This window comes from Rothia sp. P6271 (genome assembly GCF_048512995.1).
Lineage (GTDB): Bacteria > Actinomycetota > Actinomycetes > Actinomycetales > Micrococcaceae > Rothia.
Genome location: NZ_JBLXXV010000005.1, coordinates 87843 through 105880, shown reverse-complemented (window position 1 = coordinate 105880; position 18038 = coordinate 87843). Strand labels below are relative to the sequence as shown.

Annotated in this window: 17 protein-coding genes; 8 read left to right on the top strand and 9 right to left on the bottom strand. The window is 48.3% G+C overall.

The annotated features are described in order from the left end of the window. Positions 1 to 55 precede the first annotated feature (55 nt). From ACN08X_RS05515 to ACN08X_RS05485, 7 genes are all read right to left on the bottom strand, one after another. A complete protein-coding gene (locus ACN08X_RS05515) occupies positions 56 to 1147 on the bottom strand; it encodes a TatD family hydrolase (protein ID WP_419108152.1) in 1092 nt (363 codons plus the stop codon). 39 nt (positions 1148 to 1186) lie between these two features. Beyond that, positions 1187 to 2065 (bottom strand): 16S rRNA (cytidine(1402)-2'-O)-methyltransferase, encoded by an 879-nt coding sequence (gene rsmI, locus ACN08X_RS05510; RefSeq protein ID WP_419108151.1) that lies wholly within the window; start codon positions 2063 to 2065, stop codon positions 1187 to 1189. 43 nt (positions 2066 to 2108) lie between these two features. Beyond that, positions 2109 to 3710: a dolichyl-phosphate-mannose--protein mannosyltransferase gene (locus ACN08X_RS05505; protein ID WP_419108150.1), complete on the bottom strand. Its 1602-nt coding sequence runs from the start codon at positions 3708 to 3710 to the stop codon at positions 2109 to 2111. 36 nt (positions 3711 to 3746) lie between these two features. Next, positions 3747 to 4862, bottom strand: coding sequence for a TIGR01906 family membrane protein (locus ACN08X_RS05500; protein WP_419108149.1), 1116 nt, complete (start codon positions 4860 to 4862; stop codon positions 3747 to 3749). Between the two features lie 120 nt (positions 4863 to 4982). Beyond that, positions 4983 to 6230: an Ig-like domain-containing protein gene (locus ACN08X_RS05495; RefSeq protein WP_419108148.1), complete on the bottom strand. Its 1248-nt coding sequence runs from the start codon at positions 6228 to 6230 to the stop codon at positions 4983 to 4985. A gap of 237 nt (positions 6231 to 6467) precedes the next feature. Beyond that, positions 6468 to 6737, bottom strand: a complete 270-nt coding sequence (locus tag ACN08X_RS05490) for a DUF3499 family protein (RefSeq protein WP_419102224.1) — start codon at positions 6735 to 6737, stop codon at positions 6468 to 6470. 20 nt (positions 6738 to 6757) lie between these two features. Next, positions 6758 to 7312: a WhiB family transcriptional regulator gene (locus ACN08X_RS05485; protein WP_419108147.1), complete on the bottom strand. Its 555-nt coding sequence runs from the start codon at positions 7310 to 7312 to the stop codon at positions 6758 to 6760. Positions 7313 to 7584: 272 nt separating this feature from the next. On the opposite strand from ACN08X_RS05485, the gene ACN08X_RS05480 reads away from it, so the two are divergent. The 4 genes from ACN08X_RS05480 (at position 7585) to ACN08X_RS05465 (ending at position 11328) form a co-directional block, all read left to right on the top strand. Then, complete coding sequence (locus ACN08X_RS05480) at positions 7585 to 8328, top strand: TIGR03089 family protein (RefSeq protein WP_419108146.1); 744 nt, start codon at positions 7585 to 7587, stop codon at positions 8326 to 8328. A 69-nt stretch (positions 8329 to 8397) separates the two neighbouring features. Further along, positions 8398 to 9603: a 5-(carboxyamino)imidazole ribonucleotide synthase gene (locus ACN08X_RS05475; protein WP_419108145.1), complete on the top strand. Its 1206-nt coding sequence runs from the start codon at positions 8398 to 8400 to the stop codon at positions 9601 to 9603. Positions 9604 to 9607: 4 nt separating this feature from the next. Beyond that, entirely contained in the window at positions 9608 to 10216 is a 609-nt protein-coding gene (purE, locus tag ACN08X_RS05470) for a 5-(carboxyamino)imidazole ribonucleotide mutase (protein ID WP_419108144.1), read from the top strand. Positions 10217 to 10338: 122 nt separating this feature from the next. After that, the gene (locus tag ACN08X_RS05465) at positions 10339 to 11328 is read left to right on the top strand and encodes a lipid II:glycine glycyltransferase FemX (protein ID WP_419102046.1); all 990 of its coding nucleotides are present in this window, start codon (positions 10339 to 10341) and stop codon (positions 11326 to 11328) included. A 114-nt stretch (positions 11329 to 11442) separates the two neighbouring features. On the opposite strand, the gene glpX is transcribed toward ACN08X_RS05465, so the two are convergent. Further along, positions 11443 to 12462, bottom strand: coding sequence for a class II fructose-bisphosphatase (glpX, locus tag ACN08X_RS05460; RefSeq protein WP_419102045.1), 1020 nt, complete (start codon positions 12460 to 12462; stop codon positions 11443 to 11445). Between the two features lie 231 nt (positions 12463 to 12693). Between glpX and ACN08X_RS05455 the strand changes: the two genes are divergently transcribed. The 4 genes from ACN08X_RS05455 to ACN08X_RS05440 all read left to right on the top strand — a co-directional run bounded on the left by ACN08X_RS05455 (position 12694) and on the right by ACN08X_RS05440 (position 17514). Then, positions 12694 to 13368 (top strand): DUF4245 domain-containing protein, encoded by a 675-nt coding sequence (locus tag ACN08X_RS05455; RefSeq protein ID WP_419106352.1) that lies wholly within the window; start codon positions 12694 to 12696, stop codon positions 13366 to 13368. A gap of 32 nt (positions 13369 to 13400) precedes the next feature. Further along, positions 13401 to 14057 carry a carbonic anhydrase gene (locus ACN08X_RS05450; RefSeq protein ID WP_419108143.1) on the top strand — a complete coding sequence of 219 codons (657 nt, stop codon included), beginning with the start codon at positions 13401 to 13403 and terminating at the stop codon, positions 14055 to 14057. 91 nt (positions 14058 to 14148) lie between these two features. Continuing rightward, complete coding sequence (locus tag ACN08X_RS05445; protein ID WP_419108142.1) at positions 14149 to 15558, top strand: class II fumarate hydratase; 1410 nt, start codon at positions 14149 to 14151, stop codon at positions 15556 to 15558. 201 nt (positions 15559 to 15759) lie between these two features. Continuing rightward, on the top strand, positions 15760 to 17514 hold the full coding sequence (locus tag ACN08X_RS05440; protein WP_419102041.1) for a pyruvate dehydrogenase: 1755 nt from the start codon (positions 15760 to 15762) through the stop codon (positions 17512 to 17514). A 23-nt stretch (positions 17515 to 17537) separates the two neighbouring features. Here the strand turns inward: ACN08X_RS05440 and ACN08X_RS05435 are convergent, their stop codons facing one another. After that, positions 17538 to 18023, bottom strand: a complete 486-nt coding sequence (locus tag ACN08X_RS05435; protein WP_419106349.1) for an NUDIX hydrolase — start codon at positions 18021 to 18023, stop codon at positions 17538 to 17540. Positions 18024 to 18038: the final 15 nt, after the last annotated feature.

Sequence of the window (18038 nt, the reverse complement as noted above, 5' to 3'; positions counted from 1 at the left end):
TCTATGCCAAGAAGAACATAATGTTGGCAGGATTCCCCCTATTTCATAGCAGGGTTTATCTTAGTTTGTTTTCCCATGAGCCGTAGACAGTATGTGAGTTTTGGGTCAGTAATTCGCAGAATTGTTCAAGCTCAGATTCTCTGCGTTCTGCCATGAAACGTACCGTATAGTTCGTCATATAAGAGGCGTTAGGACGTCCACGATAAGGGTGAGGTGTCAAAAAGGGGGCGTCTGTTTCGACCAGTATGAGAGATGGGTCTGCTATTTCTAGTGCTTTTTGGATGCCATGAGAGTTTTTGAAGGTGACGGTTCCTGAAAAACTCATATACCATCCTTGTTCCATGCAGATTTTAGCTAGATGTTCATCACCTGAAAAACAATGAAAAACAGTTCTCTCGGGTGCGCCTTCTTCTAGGAGGATACGTACGACGTCCTCATGAGCGTCTCTATCATGTATTTGCAGTGCTTTACCGTATTTTTTAGCGATACGGATATGCTCTCGAAAACTTTCGTGTTGTGGGCAACGTCCGTTTTCTTCCGTTCGGAAGTAATCTAGTCCGCTCTCTCCGATGGCGCAGACTCGTGTCTGTTGAGCTAAACGGTCGATGATGGCTAAAGATTCTTCTAGCTTCCCCTGTTGGTGTAGGCGTGGTGCCTCGTTGGGGTGCAAGGCGACAGCAGCTAACACTCGTGTATCCATATTTGCTACGGCTAATGAGTAGAGAGAAGACTCAACGTCACAGCCCACCTGAACAACATGTGATACGCCCAGAGCCTCTCCTGTATCTAAGGCGTCGCGAACGCTAATGTTGACATTTCCATCGAGTAGATCCATGTGGGTGTGGTTGTCGATAACAGGTGCGGGTAAGGGTTCTGGCGCGGGAGGGAAGACAAGGTTGCGGGTGCTTCCGTTCGTTCCGGTATTTGATCTGCGTCCGGTGCCTTCTCCTGTTTCGACGTTGTGAAGGTTGTAGTGTGAGCTTTCGTATGCTGGTGGTGTTTGCCCTGTTGTTAGGTCTGGTGTGTTGGTGAAGATGCTGTGTTGGGTTTCTTCGGTGGGGAGGTGGATACCGAGTTTTTGGGCGTAGTGTGTGAGTTCTTCGGTGGTGAAGTCTCTATCGTTAGGTTGAGTTTTTGAGGTGCGCATTGGGGTCTCTTTTCAACAGTAGATAGGGGTTGTGGGGTGTTAGTTTCGTGAGGCGAGGGTGGCGTTGTATAGCTCTTTGGTTGAGAGGCCGTGTTGTTTTCCGATGTGTGCGCAGGCTTGTTTGAGTCGCATACCTTGGTCGACGAGTGTTTGGACTTGGTCGACGAGGCCTTCAGGTTCTGGTGTTTCTGGTGTTTCTGCCCCTGCTACTACGAGTGCGATTTCTCCGCGGATGGTGGTATTTTGTGCCCATATTGTCAGTTCGGCAAGAGAGTTGCGGAGGATTTCTTCGTGGAGTTTGGTGAGTTCTCGGCAGATAACGGCTTGTCGGTCTGGGCCGAAGGTTTCGCTCATGTCTTGTAGCGTTTTTGCTAGGCGGTGTGGGGATTCGTAGAAGATCATGGTTCGTTCTTCGGTGGCTAAGGAGTTGAGGCGTTTGGTGCGTTCGCTTCCTTTACGGGCAAGAAACCCTTCGAAGGTGAATCGTCCGCTGGGAAGACCAGAGACTGCTAGAGCGCTAAGTACGGCGGAGGGTCCAGGCGCGACGGATACGGGGAGTCCTTCGGCTGCTACGGCTTGGGCTGCGATGTATCCGGGGTCTGAGATGGTGGGCATTCCTGCATCAGATAGGAGGAGGACTGTTTCTCCAGAGCGTACAGCGTGGATGATTTCTTCGGTTTTTTGTGTTTCGTTGTGGTCGTGGTTGGTAATGATTTTTGCGTCGGTTTGGAGTCCTAGTCCGCTGAGTAGCCGGCGGAGGGTTCTGGTGTCTTCTACTGCGATGAGGTCTGCTGTTTGTAGGTAGTGTTTGAGCCGGTCTGTGGTGTCAGAGAGGTTTCCGATGGGTGTCGCTCCGAGGATGAGAGTTCCGGAACGTTCAGATGTTTTTGCGGTGTTGGTTTCGGTGTTATGTGTCATCGGGGTGTTGCCCTTGTCTTCAATGGTAATGAGAGATTTGAGTTTATATCCAGCGGTTGAACCACATTCTCCAGCGCCAGTGTTCGTAGGGAATTATTTCGGCGGTCCATATGGGGAGGTAGAAAATGGTGATGAGTAGTGCAGTGATAACGAAAAGGGCTACGATAATCAGGCCTTTTTTCTTGCGTTGTGGGGTGTCGTTGGGGCGTCCTAGTGCTAGTCCTAGTGTCCCTGCAAGTAAGAGTATGGCGTAGGGTTCAAAAGATAGTGCGTAGAAGAAGAACATGGTTCGTTCTGGGTATGCAAACCATGGGAAGTAGCCGATAGCAAAGATTGCCCAGAGGGTGAGGAATCTCCAGTCTCTTTTGAGGATGATGATAAATAGTGTGAGTGCCATGGTGACGATGAAAGACCACCAGATGAGTGGGTTTCCAATGTTGAGGATTGCTTCTGAACATTTAGCGACTGGGCATCCGTTTTCTCCGAGGTGGAGGGACTCGTAGTAGTACGAGGTAGGGCGTCCGAGAATGAGCCATTGCCATGCTGGTGATTGGTAGGTGTGGGGGGTATCTAGGTGGGTGTGGAAGGAGTACGCAGAGACGTGGTATTCCCAGAGGGAGCGTAGCGCTGGGGGTAGCCAGAGCAGTCCTTCTGTTGGGTGTTTTTCTGCCCAGTGTCGGTGGTAGGCGTTATCGGAGAGGAACCACCCTGACCAGGTGCTGATATAGGTGAGGAGTCCAATACCGATGATGGAGAGGAAGGCTCGTATCCCGTCGTCGAAGATACCGCGTATCCACCATTTTTTGATACCGAGTAGTTGGCGTGCACGGTTGTCCCAAAGGACGGTAATAACACCATATATTGCGATGAAGAATAGTGCGTTCCATTTTGTGCCAACGGCTAGTCCTGCACAGATTCCGGCGAGGATACGCCATGGACGGATGCCTATTTTAGGTCCGTATTGCAGTAGTTTGTTGGTGGGTTCTCCCCCGTTTTGTTGGGCGTTGTGGTGTAAGGCTTGAGCGAGTTTTCTGTGTGATTGTTCTCTGTCGAGGAGGAGGCAGACGAAGGTGGCAAGGAGCCAAAACATGAGGAAGATATCGAGTAGGGCAAGTCTTGATTGGACGATAGCTAGCCCGTCGATACCTAGTAGTAGTGCGCTGAGGCTTGCGACGGTAACAGATCGGAAGATGAGCCATCCGGCGAGGGCGATGAGCCCAACGCTGAGTGTTCCGGTGAGTGCTGCTGCGAAACGCCATCCGAAGGGGTTGTTGTCTCCGAAGAGTGCCATTCCGAAGGCAATCATCCATTTTCCAACTGGCGGGTGAACGACGTATTCTGCGGTGTCTCGTATTCCGGTGGGTGTTCCGGCAACGAATGTTTCGTTAGCGTGTTCTGACCAGTTTCTTTCGTATCCGTAATGGAGAAGGGAGTAGCCGTCTTTGACGTAGTAGGTTTCGTCAAAGACGATGGCGTTGGGGTGGGCAAGGTTCCAGAACCGTAGTGCTCCGGCAAGGATGACGATAAGGGTGGGGGCAATCCAGCCGTAGCGTGGTAGTGCAATGTATGCGACGTGGAGTCGGGTATACAGTTCTTCTAGCTTCCAGCCTTTTTTTAAAGCTATGGGTGTTTGTGGGGCTGTCACTCTTGCTCCCTGAGATTCTGGTTCATGGGGTGTTGTTTATCCAGCTAGTTTTTGGCGGAGTTCTTGGCGTTCTTGTTTGCGTTTTTCTTCTTGTATTTTGCGGTATGTGGTGGGCCAGGTTATGGCTGCTAGAGCGGCGATAGTGCTCAGGCATAGGGTGCAGAATACGAGTGCTGCGTCAACCCAAAATTGTGGTGGGTAGAGTCGGATGAGGGTGTCTGATTCTCTAAATTGCCAGTTTCCTTGGGGGAAGAAGATGTGGTGGAATTGGGTGAAGAAGACGTCCCATCCGGTGATGGCGATAATGGCTAGCACGGCGAGGATTAGTGCAGTGAAGAGGTTTCCGTACCAGATGCTACGGCGGATGATTCCTGGTGCTCGAAGGCTCAGGGTTCGTGCGCAAAGTAGTGCGCTGATGATGCTCATGATGGCAAGAACGGTGAGTGTGAGCATGAGGTGTTTGACGTCCGTCATGTGTTGCACTTCGCTGTCGAGGAAGAGTTTTTTCCCTTCGAGGTTTTTGATGCTGCTGAGGTAGCTAGCTGGTGCGAGGTTGAAGATGTAGTCTAGCCCGTAGTTGCCGTAGGTTAGGCGGTCTTGTGTGTCGAATCCGTAGCGGTCTTTGGGGAATGCGGTGCGGTGGTATTCAATCCAGAGGAAGGTTGAGGAGGCTACGAGTTTGAGGCTGAGGAAGAAGGTGAGTAGTGGTACGCTCAGCCCGATAAGTGTTGCTCGTAGGGCGAGCAGTTTGGGTTTATCTTCGACGGCGGTTTCTCGTGTGTTGAGGCGTTTTTGTTGTTGTTCTGGATTTTCTTCTGCGAGCGCTGCACGTCGGGTGTTGCGTTGTGGTTGTTCTTGGGTGTTGTGTTGTGTGGGGGGTTCGGTTGTGGTGGTTTCTTTTGTGGTGTGAGTGACGGGTGGGTCGGTGTGTTCTTGGGTGTTGTGAGGTACTGGTGTTGGGGTGGGGTTGGTGTGAGGTGCTGGTGTTGGGTGTTTTTCTGTTGACCAGGGTGTGGAGGTGTTAGAGTTTTTGTTTTTTTCTTGGATTTCTTGCCTGCGAGCGGAGAGTAGTTCTTCGGCGTTAGCTACCTTTTGGGAGATAGCTGGGGATAGTTTTGCCCATTCGTTCCGTCGTTGCGGAGGGGTTGTCATTTTGTAGCTCCTGCTCGTGCGCGCTTATTTTTGCTGTACTTGCAATAAGTATAGGTCAGCTCAGATAGTATCAAGTCCCTCACCGGTGTGGGGTGAGGGACTTGATGTATAAGGTATTTTTTACCAGTTGCCGACGTATGATTCGTCGTCGTAGTGTTCGAAGGGGATGTTCCAGTCTCCATAGCCGTCATCAGGGTCGGCGTTGGGGTATCCGGTGTTGACAGTTTCAAGGATGTCGCCGACACGGAATGTGTCGAAGAAGTATTTTGCATCTGCTGGTAGTAGTCCGATGCAACCGTGGGAGACGTTGGTGTTTCCTATGTAAGGGTATGCGCTAGGTAAGGCTTGGTGGACGAAGGCTCCCCCTGCGGTGATACGTGAGACGTTTGTAGCCCAGAAGGGTTCGTAGTAGTGTGGATCGCCTTTTTTGAGTCCTAGTGAGGCGGAGTCAAAGAAGTATTTACTAGCTTGCTCCATAATAACGAGCTGCCCTGTGACGGAAGGCCATTCTGCATCGCCCAGAGTGATGGGAGCTTGGTATATTTGCTCATCATTAACATACATGGTGAGTAGTTTGGTGGCATTATCAGCTAACGCATACTGTTTGTTTCCGGTATAGAAAGTTCGCTTGATGTTTCCGTTGCCAATCATTCCTTGGCCGAAGTCGATACCGAGAATATCGATGTTCACTGTGACGGTAGAGTTTGGCGCCCAGTAGTTTTCTGGGCGATAGCGTACCATCTGGTCGGAGTACCAGCGGAATTTTCCGGGTTGTTCTTTGTCGGTGGTGACGGTAATAGCTTTTTCTATGGCTGTTTTGTCGATGACAGGTTCTGAGAATCTGATTTCGATAGGCATTCCGACACCGTAGGTGGCTTCGTTGATGATGTTAGTGTTTGCGTCGGCCTCATATGCAGCGGAGACTGTGGAGAAGGTTGAGCTTCCGCTAGTTTTTCCACCTTCTGGGTCTTCGGCTGTCCAACTGATAGTGTACTTATTTTTAAAGTTGAGGTTTTCGGTGGAGGTCCATACGGTTTTTTCTGCGTTGTATTCGCCGTTGATGGATTCTCCCTCTTCATTTTTGAGGTTAACTTTGTTGAGTGTTCCTCCGGTGGCTGTGAGTGTTACCGGATGGGTAGGGTTGTATTCAGTAGTATCTGCTACAGGGACGACTTCTACTGTTCCTGTAAATTTTTTGGGGCTGGGGCTCGTGCTTGGTGTCGGGTTGGTTGAGCTATTTGCCTGTGATGCATTATTTTTGGGTGCTCCACATGCACTCAATGTAGCGATTCCGAGTAGTGCCGCCGATGCACTGAGGAACGGGCGTCGAGTGAAGGCACGAGAAGAGTTTGGTCGTGTTTGACTCACGAAGTTTATCCACCTTAGTTACTGTATTTGTGATTACTGAAGAACATACGACGGTGAGAGACTTACCGAGAGTTATGCGCGTGAATATCCGCCATTTTTATGTGGCGGTATCTTGCGCTGGGGTTGAGGTGAGTCTGTGTGTGTTGTGGTGGCGCAGGCTAAAACTGCACTCGAAGTTAACAGTCTACTGATAAGTAATTTGATATGTAAAGTTCGAAACTCATAAAAGCAGCAAGATTAGTCTTGTACGCTACGCAGTGTTGGGTATGCGTTTTCAGCTTTTTGAGGTTCTTGAGTGTGGTTTTCAGGACTGTCTAGACGCATCACGTCCCACCCTTGAGGTGCGGTGAGTCTCTCTGCGTGGAATTCGCAGAGGTCGTAGGCGTGTGGTTCACGGTGTGCTGAGAGCGGACCGATAACTGCCGTTGATTGGCTGTATGCATAGGTCAGTGTGAAGATTGCTTCACGTTGGCAGGTCTGTCGTGAACAAAGGCGAACTTGTGCCATCACAGCGTTTCTCTTTTCTGCTAAATAGTCTGTTTACGCAGACGACGACGTTCGCGCTCGGATAGTCCACCCCAGATGCCAAAGCGTTCGTCATTATCCATTGCATATTCTAGACATGCTTCGCGTACGGGGCATTCATTACAAACGCGCTTTGCGTCGCGTGTTGAGCCACCTTTTTCAGGAAAGAACGCTTCTGGGTCTGTTTGTGCGCAGAGCGCGTCTGCTTGCCAGGCGAGTTCTCCGTCGTCGCCTTCAGTGCTGTATAGGCCAGCGGCAGCTTCCCAGAGGGAAAGCGCTTCTGCAGAGAACGGGTCAAGGTTCTTTTTTTGCTGTGGAGGCTGTTTTGCTTTTTCTTTAGCGTCGGCGGCAGCTAGTAAAGCGTTTGCTCGTTCTTCAAGGTATTGAGCGGATTGCATAGTATAACGTTGGGGCTGTGTTCCGCTATATTGCGATTCGCTCCCGTAGTTGCGGTGAGCATACAGACCCATTTTCGTCCCTTCCGTGTCCCTATATCGTGGAGGTTTTCTATTGACCAATCTGCTGATTCTTGATTGGCGTGGTTTATTGACACTCATACACTGTATAGCTCGCAACGATGCTGAAGCAAAATCAAAAGTGCAATAAACCTTGAACCTAATTACACGCGTGTAATACCGGTTTAGTCAAGCTGAGAGCAAAAACTTTTATATTTTATTCACTGAAACAGCGTCTTTTGTGCCCTCAATGTGGTATCTACCCTACTGTGTTATGCGATGTTTTTCCATATCGACTAAAAAGTATGGCTCTTATCTCAAAAGTTAAGTGATATACATTATGTTTTGAGGAGTTTTTCGCTAAAGTTATGTGCATGCTCACCCAAAACCCTTCCCGTAACTATTCTTTTGAAAAATTTTTCACCACCCTCAAAGCACGTCAAAGCCCAGCTCTCATCTGGTATAGCGACCATTCCGAACGTATTGAACTTTCTGGGCGAGTTCTCGAAAATTGGGTGAGCAAAACAGCAAACCTTCTCAGCGAAGAATGTGAACTCGATAGCTCAGAGCCAATACACATCAGCACCACCACTCATTGGCGTTCTATTATCATCGCGCTAGCGGCTCTTCGTATTGGCGCACACTTGCATTTCGTACCGGAGGAAGAAGACTGCGCAGACATTTTTTGTACCGACAACATCGACGAACTTCCTAAGAGCTCTGCTGAATACCGTCTACTCGTGGAAAAAAGCCCTCTAGCCCCACGCTTTATGGGTGTTCTACCCGATGACACCATGGATTATTGCGCTCTTGTTCGTTCTTATGGCGACGTTTACCATGGACTTTCAACGCCGTCTCTTACGGATACAGCGTGGGAGAATACCAGCTATCAGCAGCTTCTAAACAGTATTGTTCTCACACAGCAAGAACCGTTATCGGAACAGGCCTACGACATTAGTGCTCCTCCCATGTTCAACGCTAATTACCTTCAACAAGTGCTATGTTGTCTTTCTCAGGCAAAAGCCGTTATTCTACGGGATCCGACTGTTCACTGGGTTACAGAAGAAATCCATCGTATTCATCATGACGAAAAAGCGGTATGTTCCCCTTGGCTCTAGGCATTTGTTCACGAATGAATTTCATGAAAAGACATTTTTCGCTTCCTTGCAGAAAAAGAAGGTAGCCTTATGAGTGTGAACTCTCCCATCGTTGGCATTGTTGGTGGCGGTCAGTTAGCGCGTATGATGGCAGCTCCCGCCCATGAATTAGGTTTTCGTCTCAAAGTTATGGCAGAAGACGAAAACGCGTGTGCGCGTCAGACTATCCCCGAAGCACCTGTTGGTGATTACACCGATTACACACAACTGCTCAATTTTGCGCGGAACGTTGATGTATTAACCTTCGACCATGAGCACGTCCCGACGCATCTCTTAGAGAAACTTATCGACGAGGGCGTTAATGTTCAGCCGCGTCCTCGAGCTCTTATCTATGCCCAGGACAAGTTACAGATGAGGCAGGCAGTTCGTCATCTAGGGTTAGCTAACCCACCGTGGGCTGAGATACGTACCCTTGAAGAACTTGTGAGTTTTGGAGAAAAACATCAGTGGGATATTGTGCTCAAAACTCCGCGCGGTGGGTATGACGGCAAAGGCGTTATGGTCATTAGTTCACCAGAACAAGCACGCAGCGAAGAAGTCTTGCAATGGTTCTCTCAGCTTGAGAGCAACACCGCCTTTTCATCTCTCTTAGTTGAAGAGAAAGTTCCCTTCACACGGGAGTTATCAGCTCTTGTTGCACGCAATGACAGCGGAGAGATCCGTCTTTGGGATATCAGTGAATCACGGCAGGTCAACTCCGTTTGCGATGAAGTCATTGCCCCAGCTCCAGCATTATCCGAGCACCTAGCACAAAAGATACTCGATACCGCGCAGACTCTTGCCCGTGAACTTAACGTAACGGGTGTTATGGCGGTTGAGTTATTTGAAGTTCCAGATTCGTCAGAGGGTTTCTATATCAACGAGTTAGCAATGCGCCCGCACAATACTGGGCATTGGACTCAAAACGGATCAAAAACTAGCCAGTTTGAACAACATTTACGTGCGGTGCTCAATCTTCCGTTAGGAGACACACAGCTGACAGAATCTAATGCTCTGATGAAGAATATCCTCGGCGGTACTTACGAGAATATTGGGGAGCTTTACCCGCAGGCGTTAGCGCTTGAGCCTCAAGCAAAAATACATCTTTACGGTAAAGACGTCCGCTTCGGACGAAAAATTGGCCATGTTAACATCACCGGCACTGAACAATCATTATCTCAGCGACAACTAGCCGCCGAAAAAATATCTCGTCTCTTCCGCACAGGTTTAGAGACACCCACCTCTTCAAAGGAGTAATATCATGCTCTCATCGTACGAGAACACCCAACCAGTTATTGGTATCGTTATGGGTTCTGACTCTGATTGGCCGGTCATGGAAGAAGCTGCTGCTGTCCTTGAGGAGTTCGGTATCGCATATGAAGCTGATGTGGTTTCGGCTCATCGCATGCCTGAAGAAATGATTGAATACGGGCTCCGTGCACATGAGCGCGGTATTCGCGTCATTATTGCCGGAGCTGGTGGTGCTGCACATCTTCCAGGAATGTTAGCTTCTGTTACACCGTTGCCTGTCATTGGTGTTCCAGTACGTTTAAAAAACCTTGAGGGAATGGACTCTTTGCTGTCTATTGTGCAGATGCCAGCGGGTGTTCCGGTAGCAACGGTATCTATCAATGGTGCACGTAATGCTGGTCTTCTTGCTTTACGGATTTTAGGTGCTGGCGTTGATGATCAGGCACAGCAGATTCAGGCTGACATTAGACAATTTGCACAGAATCTCAAACGTTCCGCACAAGATAAGGGTACAGCTCTTCGAGCTAAAGTTTCATCACGCACCCAACAGCAAGAAAATGATTCGGCAGAGGCATTACCAGTAGAAGATTTACCGCGTGATAAACCTTATGCGCCCTAATGATTCTCTTCAGGATGTTGGAGGGGCCTCATTGTTCTTTTCTCTGATTCTTCATTAAATGTGGGATAACTCAGCTGGTATAGAGTGAGCAAAGAGGCCTATGGTTCGGTATGCTGAAAACCATGAGTAATATCCTGCAATCAGATATTTGGGCAAAGTTCCAAACAGCAAATGGTCACCAGGTGTTCCGTGGTAGCGGAGATGGGTGGAGCTATCTTGCCACGCTAGAAGGTGGCAAAACTGGACGATACCTCTACTCCCCCTATGGGCCTGTTGCCGATAGCGCGGAAGCTTTTGATGAGGCAATCGCAGATATGAAGAAGGTTGCTGCCGAGAATAAATGCTGGTTTATTCGTGTTGAGCCCACGCAAGAAGCAATTTGGGGTTCTCGTTCGGCAGAGACGTTCTTGTCTGCACGCGGTTTTAAACTGTCTCCACGGCAGATTCAGCCCGGACATACTCAGATTATTGATTTAGATGTATCTGAAGACGAGCTCTTGCAACAGATGCAGTCTACTAACCGCAATTTGCACCGTAACATCCATAAAAAGGGTATTACATTTGAGGTCTCGCATAATCCTGAAGATATCGATATTCTTACTAAATATCTAGAGCAGACAGCGCAACGTAATCAGTTTAAACGTCAGCAAGATGATTATCTTAAACGTGTTGCTCAAACTCTTATGCCAGAAGATGCTGCTCGCCTGATTATTGTAAGAACCGCTGAAGGCGAAGCTATTGGGGCAACTTTCGTCTACGATTCTGACGATACACGTACCTATGCGCATACTGGAACTTCTTGGGAGCACCGTAAGCTACGCATTAATAAGCCTCTTGTTTCGTGGATGATTATGGATGCAAAAGAAAAAGGTCTCAAATACGTTGACTTGTTCGGAATTGCTCCTAATGATGATCCAAACCACGAGTGGGCAGGCTTTACGGAGTTTAAGAAGTCTTTTGGTGGACGTTCAGTTGCGTATCCTGGAACTTGGGATTTACCCGTCTCTGCGGTAGGTTACCGTGCTTACGAAGGTATCCGCGCTGCTCGTGAGGGTCTTCAACAGCTGAAGACTAAAGTTGCTGAGGTTCGTTCAGCTCGCCAAAAGTCCTAGGCTCTTGCGCTGAAGTATTCTGCTCAAAGTTTCTTAACAGACTGCGGGTGGGTGGAAATATAGTATGGTTTCCACCCACCCGCAGTTTTTTGCTCATAGAGCCTTCTATTACGGTTATCGGCGCACGCTTGCTTTACGTTGAAGGATGCGTTCCCAACGTTCTAAGTTATGCTCTGCGTCGATGATACGCACGGTTCCTGATTTACTACGCATAACCAGTGATTGGGTTGTGACAGTGTTTCCGTTGTAGCGTAAACCGCGAAGGAGTTTTCCGTCGGTGATTCCTGTTGCCGCAAAGAAGCAGTTATCGCTGGTGACGAGGTCGTCTGTTGTCAGTACACGGTCAAGGTCGTGTCCAGCTTCGAGGGCCTTTTCGCGTTCTGCATCGTCGATTGGAGCAAGCCGTCCTTGAATGATTCCACCGGTAGATTTAATAGCACAGGCAGCAACGATTCCTTCTGGTGTTCCGCCAGTTCCCATCATGAGGTCTACGCCGGTTCCTTCACGGCATGCGGCGATAGCACCGGCGACATCACCATCAAGAATGATTCGGGTACGGGCACCAGCGTCACGGATTTCTTGAATCAGTTTTTCGTGGCGGGGGCGGTCAAGTACACAGACGGTGAGCTGGCTAACTGGTTTACCTAACGCTTTTGCGGTGAGGTGAAGGTTCTGTTTAACTGGTAGTCGTAAATCGACAAGTTCTGCAGCCTCTGGTCCAGCAACGAGTTTTTCCATATAGAACACGGCAGATGGGTCGAACATGGAGCCGGCTTCTGCAACAGCAATAACGGATAGCGCGTTATCCATTCCAAGGGCGGTTAGTCGGGTGCCGTCGATGGGGTCTACGGCAATATCAAAGGACGCTCCAACTCCTTCGCCAACTTTTTCGCCGTTAAAAAGCATGGGTGCTTGGTCTTTTTCTCCTTCACCGATAACGACAGTGCCGCTGAAGTTGACGGTAGATAGTCGATAGCGCATAGCGTCTACGGCTGCACCATCGGCAAGGTTTTTGTCTCCTGCTCCCACCCATGGGCCACTTGCTATAGCAGCAGCTTCGGTTGCACGCACGAGTTCTAGTGCGAGGTTTCGATCGGTGTGGTAAGTATCGTTCTGCGCCAGCTTTTCTGACATGTGCCCTGACCTTCGAGGTAGATGATATGTACTCAAGATGTGGTCATAGGTCAGTCATTACGTCATCGTCATGACTGGTTCCCTTTTTCCGTCATCATTCTATAAGCTTAGTTCCATATACTGATTATTGTGATTCAAATTGCTAAATTTTTCTCTCTATTACCTGAGTTTTTCTGAGTGGATAAGGTTGTCTTGAGGTTTTTTATGAGGAAGATAGGGGAAAATAGTTAGGTGAGCACAGAACAATATCCTTCATCTCAAGACACTGTTTCTGCCGAAGAATCTTCTGAACCGGTAGTTCCCCTCATTACTCAGAAGCAGGCACAACGTATTCATGCTCCGGCTCGAAATATGATTATTTCGATGGCGGTGATGATTCTTATTCTGATTCCTATTCTCTGGTTATCCCCTGCTTTAACGTCCAATAAGAATCATTACAATCCACAGGTTGATTTAGATTCCACTGCATATCTGTCTTCTCAAGAGGCTGGTTATCCTGTGGCTGCACCAGAGCTAGACGGATGGCGTTATAACTTTGCCCGATGGAAGAGCCACCAAGCAGATGGTATTAGCTTCTGGAACACCGGTCAGCTTACTGCTCAAGCAGGGTACATTGAATTGATTCAAGCCGAAAATACTAACCCTACGTGGATTGCGCAGCGAGTCAATAATGCTGCTGTGCAAAGAACGCAGGAGGTCGCTGGTGTGCTCTGGGATGTTCGCGTGTACACACCTAAAGATGGTGAACCAACAATTTCATACGTAGGTACTGTTTCAGGAACAACCGTCATTCTTAATGGACAAAGTTCCGAGGACGAAATTATTCAATTAGCTCAAGCTGTTATCGCTTACGAGAAGAACCCTACAAAAACTGCTGAACCGACGTCATCTTCAGGTATCCAGTAAGACGGAGCAGCATCAGTGTTCGGGAAAGAAGAATGATGAACAGTAATGAACAAGTTTTTACTCCGCAGCAGGCTCTTGAACGGTTACTTGAAGGGAACTGGCGTTTTGTACACGGTCGGGTGGAACACCCTAATCAGGATGCAGAACGTCGCAATGATTTAGTTAGTGGACAGTTCCCTTATGCGACCTTGTTTGGTTGTGCTGACTCTCGTATTGCTGCTGAAGTAATTTTTGATCAGGGTCTAGGCGATATGTTTGTGGTACGAACGGCGGGGCATGTGATGGAAAGTGCGATTACCGGCTCTTTAGAGTATGCGATTGCACATTTACATACTCCGTTAGTTGTTGTTCTTGGTCATGATTCTTGTGGAGCTGTTTCGGTCACTCAAAAGGCTTTGAAGACGGGTGTTTTCCCCGGTGGCTTTATTCGTTATTTGGTTGAGCGAATTATTCCTTCAGCAATCTCTGCCCATTTGTCGTCTACTCCGAGTGTGAATGAAGTAGTTCGGGAGCATACTGTTCAGGTGTCAGAACGTATTTTGGAGCAGTCACGTCTTATCGCTAAGGCGGTTGATGAGGGACGTACAGCTGTTGTGGGGATGTTTTACCATCTTGCAGATGGCAAAGTTGAGTTGGTGTATTGTTCACAGAATATCGATAAGAATGCTGCGATGAGGTTTTTAGCTTAAGGGTTTGTGTGGTTCTTAATTTTTGGTTTTTTCTTGTCAAAAACCCGCAAAGTGAGCTGTAAGTCACTTTATGGAAGCTAAGCTGGTAGTCATGGCTGAACATATCGAATACCGTATTGAACATGACACTATGGGTGAAGTGCGCGTCCCAGCACAGGCGCTGTACCGTGCACAAACCCAACGAGCAGTAGAAAACTTTCCTATCTCAGGGCAACGTTTAGAATCTGCACATATTCGCGCTTTAGCGCTCATTAAAAAGGCTGCTGCTACTGCCAATGAAGAACTAGGTGTTCTTGATTCCCAGCGTGCTCAAGCTATCCGTGAAGCCGCCGATGACGTCGCAACCGGGGCATACGATGAGCACTTCCCTATTGACATTTTTCAAACGGGATCGGGAACCTCCTCTAATATGAACACCAATGAGGTTCTAGCAACTCTTGCAACACGTCGTCTCAAGGAGCAAGGTCTTGAGGTTCACCCCAATGACCATGTCAATGCTTCACAATCTTCTAACGATGTTTTCCCTACATCGGTTCATGTGGCAGCTACTTCTGCTCTGATTAACAATCTCATTCCAGCTTTGGATACGTTGGCTTCATCTTTAGAGCAAAAGTCTGAGCAATTCAAAGATGTTGTGAAATCTGGTCGTACGCATCTTATGGATGCAACCCCCGTAACGCTCGGACAAGAGTTCTCTGGTTATGCCGCACAAGTACGGTATGGCATTGAGCGTGTCGAAAGTTCTTTGGCGCGTGTTGCAGAAGTTCCTTTAGGCGGAACTGCTGTCGGTACGGGTATTAACACTCCAGAAGGTTTTTCTGAACGAGTCATTGAGCTACTTGCGCAGGAGACTTCTTTACCGATTACTGAAGCTCGTAACCATTTTGAGGCGCAAGCAAACCGTGATGCTCTGATTGAAGCCTCGGGGCATTTGCGCACTATTGCGTATTCGTTGATGAAAATTTGCAATGATATTCGTTGGATGGGTTCTGGCCCTAATACGGGTCTAGGAGAATTGCAGATTCCAGATTTGCAACCGGGCTCTTCTATTATGCCCGGAAAGGTGAACCCTGTTATTTGTGAAGCAGTGATTCAGGTAGCTGCTCAAGTAATTGGTAATGATACAACGATTGCGCTTTCGTCTACCAACGGCGCATTTGAACTTAACGTTGGTATTCCCGTCATGGCTGCTAACCTTTTACAGTCAATTCGTCTACTCTCTAATGCTTCAACGGTGATGGCGTCCAAGATGATTAATGGTTTAGAAGCTCATGTTGAGCGCTCTCGTTTCTTAGCAGAGGCTTCGCCGTCTACCGTAACCCCGCTCAATAAATATATCGGTTATGAAGCTTCTGCGAAGATTGCCAAATATGCGGTAGCTCATCAGAGCACTATTCGTGAAGCTGTATTAGCTCTTGGATATCTTGAGCGCGGAGAGATTACGGAAGAACAGTTGGATCAGGCGTTAGATGTGATGAGCATGATTGGTTCTTATCGTTAGTCTTTTAATTCCGTTCAAGACGCTGAGCATGATATGCCGTTGGTGCAGGTACACAAGGTATCTGTATCAACGGCATATTGTTTTTTCTAAACGTTGAGGGTCTTTTTTATTCTGAGATTTTCAGTTCTTGACTCTAGATGTTCTTAGGAAACAGGTCTATCGTTAATAGTAAGAATACTGATAAATATTGAGGGGTTTTCCGTGAAGTTAGCAGAACAGATTGTCCAGCAACTCATCGACGCTGGGGTTAAAAGAATTTATGGTGTGGTAGGAGATTCTCTGAACCCGATTGTTGATGCAGTACGAGCATCCGGCGGTTCAGATAATGGAGGAATCGATTGGATACACGTCCGACATGAAGAAGTTGCAGCTTTCGCCGCTGGGGCTGAAGCACAACTCACCGGCAAACTAGCGGTCTGTGCAGGTTCCTGCGGCCCGGGAAATACTCACCTCATCAACGGGTTATACGACGCGCATCGTTCTCAGGCTCCAGTTCTTGCTATTGCCTCGCATATTCCTTCGGGACAAATCGGCACCGGTTATTTTCAAGAGACCCATCCCGAAAGAATCTTTGAAGAGTGCTCTGTTTATAACGAGATGGCTGTCTCCCCCGAACAAACATTACGCATTGTCAATTCAGCTATGCGTCACGCAATTGCTCGGAACGGTGTTGCCGTCGTCTCTATCCCCGGCGATATTGCTTCAGAAGATGCCGTCGAAGCAATTCCCGAATGGGGTACTTTGTGTCGAGCAGCCTTAACACCAACCTCTGAGACGCTTGAAGAAATTGCAGAACGCATCAATAAAGCACAAAAAGTCGCTATTTTTGCCGGTGCTGGGGTGGCTCAAGCACGCGAGCGCGTGATTGAACTTGCCGAAAAAATCGGTGCTCCTATCGGACATACGATGAGGGGTAAAGAGTTCATTCAATACGATAACCCGTACGATGTGGGAATGACTGGGCTGTTAGGTTATGGGGAGGCCGCTGAGGGTCTTAAGGAAGCTGACCTGATGTTGCTTTTGGGTACGGATTTCCCTTATGACCAATTCTTGCCTGATACTGAGACGATTCAGATTGATCGTCGTGCTGAGGTGATGGGCCGACGTACTAATGTGGGGTTGCTTGTTGAAGGCGATATTGAGACAACTCTCAACGGTGTTCTTCCGTTGGTTTCGAGAAAAGAAGACCGTAGTTTTCTTGAGAATCTTGTGAAGAAGAATCAGAAGATTATGGAGAAAGTTGTCAATGCTTATGCGAAGGATCCTAATACTTCTGCGCTCATTCACCCCGAATATGCTGCTACAGTACTGGATGAAGTTGCTGCTGAGGACGCTATTTTTACCGCTGATACGGGAATGTGTAATGTGTGGACGGCTCGTTATATTACCCCAGGTCCGAAGCGTCGTCTTTTAGGTTCGTTCTTGCATGGGTCGATGGCTAATGCGATGCCGATGGCATTAGGTGCCCAGATTTCTCATCCTGAACGTCAGGTAATTTCTGTCTCGGGTGATGGTGGTTTGTCGATGCTTCTTGGAGACTTGCTCACAGCCAAGATGTATAACCTGCCGATGACCGTGGTGGTGTTTAACAATTCGACGTTGGGTATGGTCAAGCTTGAACAGTTAGTTCAAGGTTTTGAGGATTATGGTGTAGACGTTCCTGAGGTTAATTATGCTGATATTGCTCAGGCAATGGGTTTTCAGGCTCAACGTGTTACGAATCCGGATGATCTTGAGGGGGCGTATCGAAAGGCGTTAGAGCATCGTGGCCCATCTTTGGTGGATGTTGTGACAGATCCTAATGCTCTTTCGATGCCTCCAGAAGTTGAGGCAAAACAGATTATTGGTTTTGCATCGTCGTTGTCGAAGATTGCTCTCAATCGTGGTGCTGGTGAGGCTGTTGCTATGGCTCGTTCGAATCTGCGTAATATGAGTGCTTGGAGGCAGATTCTTTAGGTTTGTGAACGGTCTTTAGCGTTTTAGACTTGTTCGTAGCCGAATCGGACGCCGTCTTGCCAGTGCAAGGCGGCGTCTATTCTGTCAAGCATCCTTGGGGAGCAGAGTTCTTGGGCTTCTTCAAGACTCACCCAACGAACTTGTGTGCTTTCTTCGTCGTTGACGCGTTCTTCTCCACTGATGTAGTGGCAGTAGAAGGTGTGGTCAAGGAATTGGCATTGGTCACCGTTATTGAAGGTGTGTGGAGGGTCTGCTTTAAGCTGTGCTAAGGCGATAACTTCGATGCTGACGTTCGCTTCTTCTTGAGCTTCTCGGCGGATGGTTAGGGCTGGGTTTTCTCCGGGGTCGACGATTCCGGTAATGGGTGTCCAGGCTCCGGAGTCACTTCGTTGAACCAGCAGAATCTTTTGGTCGCTTTGTCGTTGGATGACGGCTGTTGCGCCGGAGAGCCATAGCATGTCGTTGCCAATTTTTTCACGTAGTTTGGTGATGAATGATGGTGTTGGCATAGTGTTTTAGAGTCC

Excerpts from the sequence above, each read along its gene's own strand:
- ACN08X_RS05480 (WP_419108146.1), top strand. The coding sequence starts at position 7,585 with ATGCTCACCCAAAACCCTTCCCGTAACTATTCTTTTGAAAAATTTTTC.
- ACN08X_RS05485 (WP_419108147.1), bottom strand. The coding sequence starts at position 7,312 with ATGAGTGTCAATAAACCACGCCAATCAAGAATCAGCAGATTGGTCAAT.
- ACN08X_RS05465 (WP_419102046.1), top strand. The coding sequence starts at position 10,339 with ATGAGTAATATCCTGCAATCAGATATTTGGGCAAAGTTCCAAACAGCA.
- ACN08X_RS05490 (WP_419102224.1), bottom strand. The coding sequence starts at position 6,737 with ATGGCACAAGTTCGCCTTTGTTCACGACAGACCTGCCAACGTGAAGCA.
- ACN08X_RS05475 (WP_419108145.1), top strand. The coding sequence starts at position 8,398 with ATGAGTGTGAACTCTCCCATCGTTGGCATTGTTGGTGGCGGTCAGTTA.
- purE (WP_419108144.1), top strand. The coding sequence starts at position 9,608 with ATGCTCTCATCGTACGAGAACACCCAACCAGTTATTGGTATCGTTATG.
- ACN08X_RS05435 (WP_419106349.1), bottom strand. The coding sequence starts at position 18,023 with ATGCCAACACCATCATTCATCACCAAACTACGTGAAAAAATTGGCAAC.
- glpX (WP_419102045.1), bottom strand. The coding sequence starts at position 12,462 with ATGTCAGAAAAGCTGGCGCAGAACGATACTTACCACACCGATCGAAAC.
- ACN08X_RS05500 (WP_419108149.1), bottom strand. The coding sequence starts at position 4,862 with ATGACAACCCCTCCGCAACGACGGAACGAATGGGCAAAACTATCCCCA.
- ACN08X_RS05515 (WP_419108152.1), bottom strand. The coding sequence starts at position 1,147 with ATGCGCACCTCAAAAACTCAACCTAACGATAGAGACTTCACCACCGAA.
- rsmI (WP_419108151.1), bottom strand. The coding sequence starts at position 2,065 with ATGACACATAACACCGAAACCAACACCGCAAAAACATCTGAACGTTCC.
- ACN08X_RS05445 (WP_419108142.1), top strand. The coding sequence starts at position 14,149 with ATGGCTGAACATATCGAATACCGTATTGAACATGACACTATGGGTGAA.
- ACN08X_RS05450 (WP_419108143.1), top strand. The coding sequence starts at position 13,401 with ATGATGAACAGTAATGAACAAGTTTTTACTCCGCAGCAGGCTCTTGAA.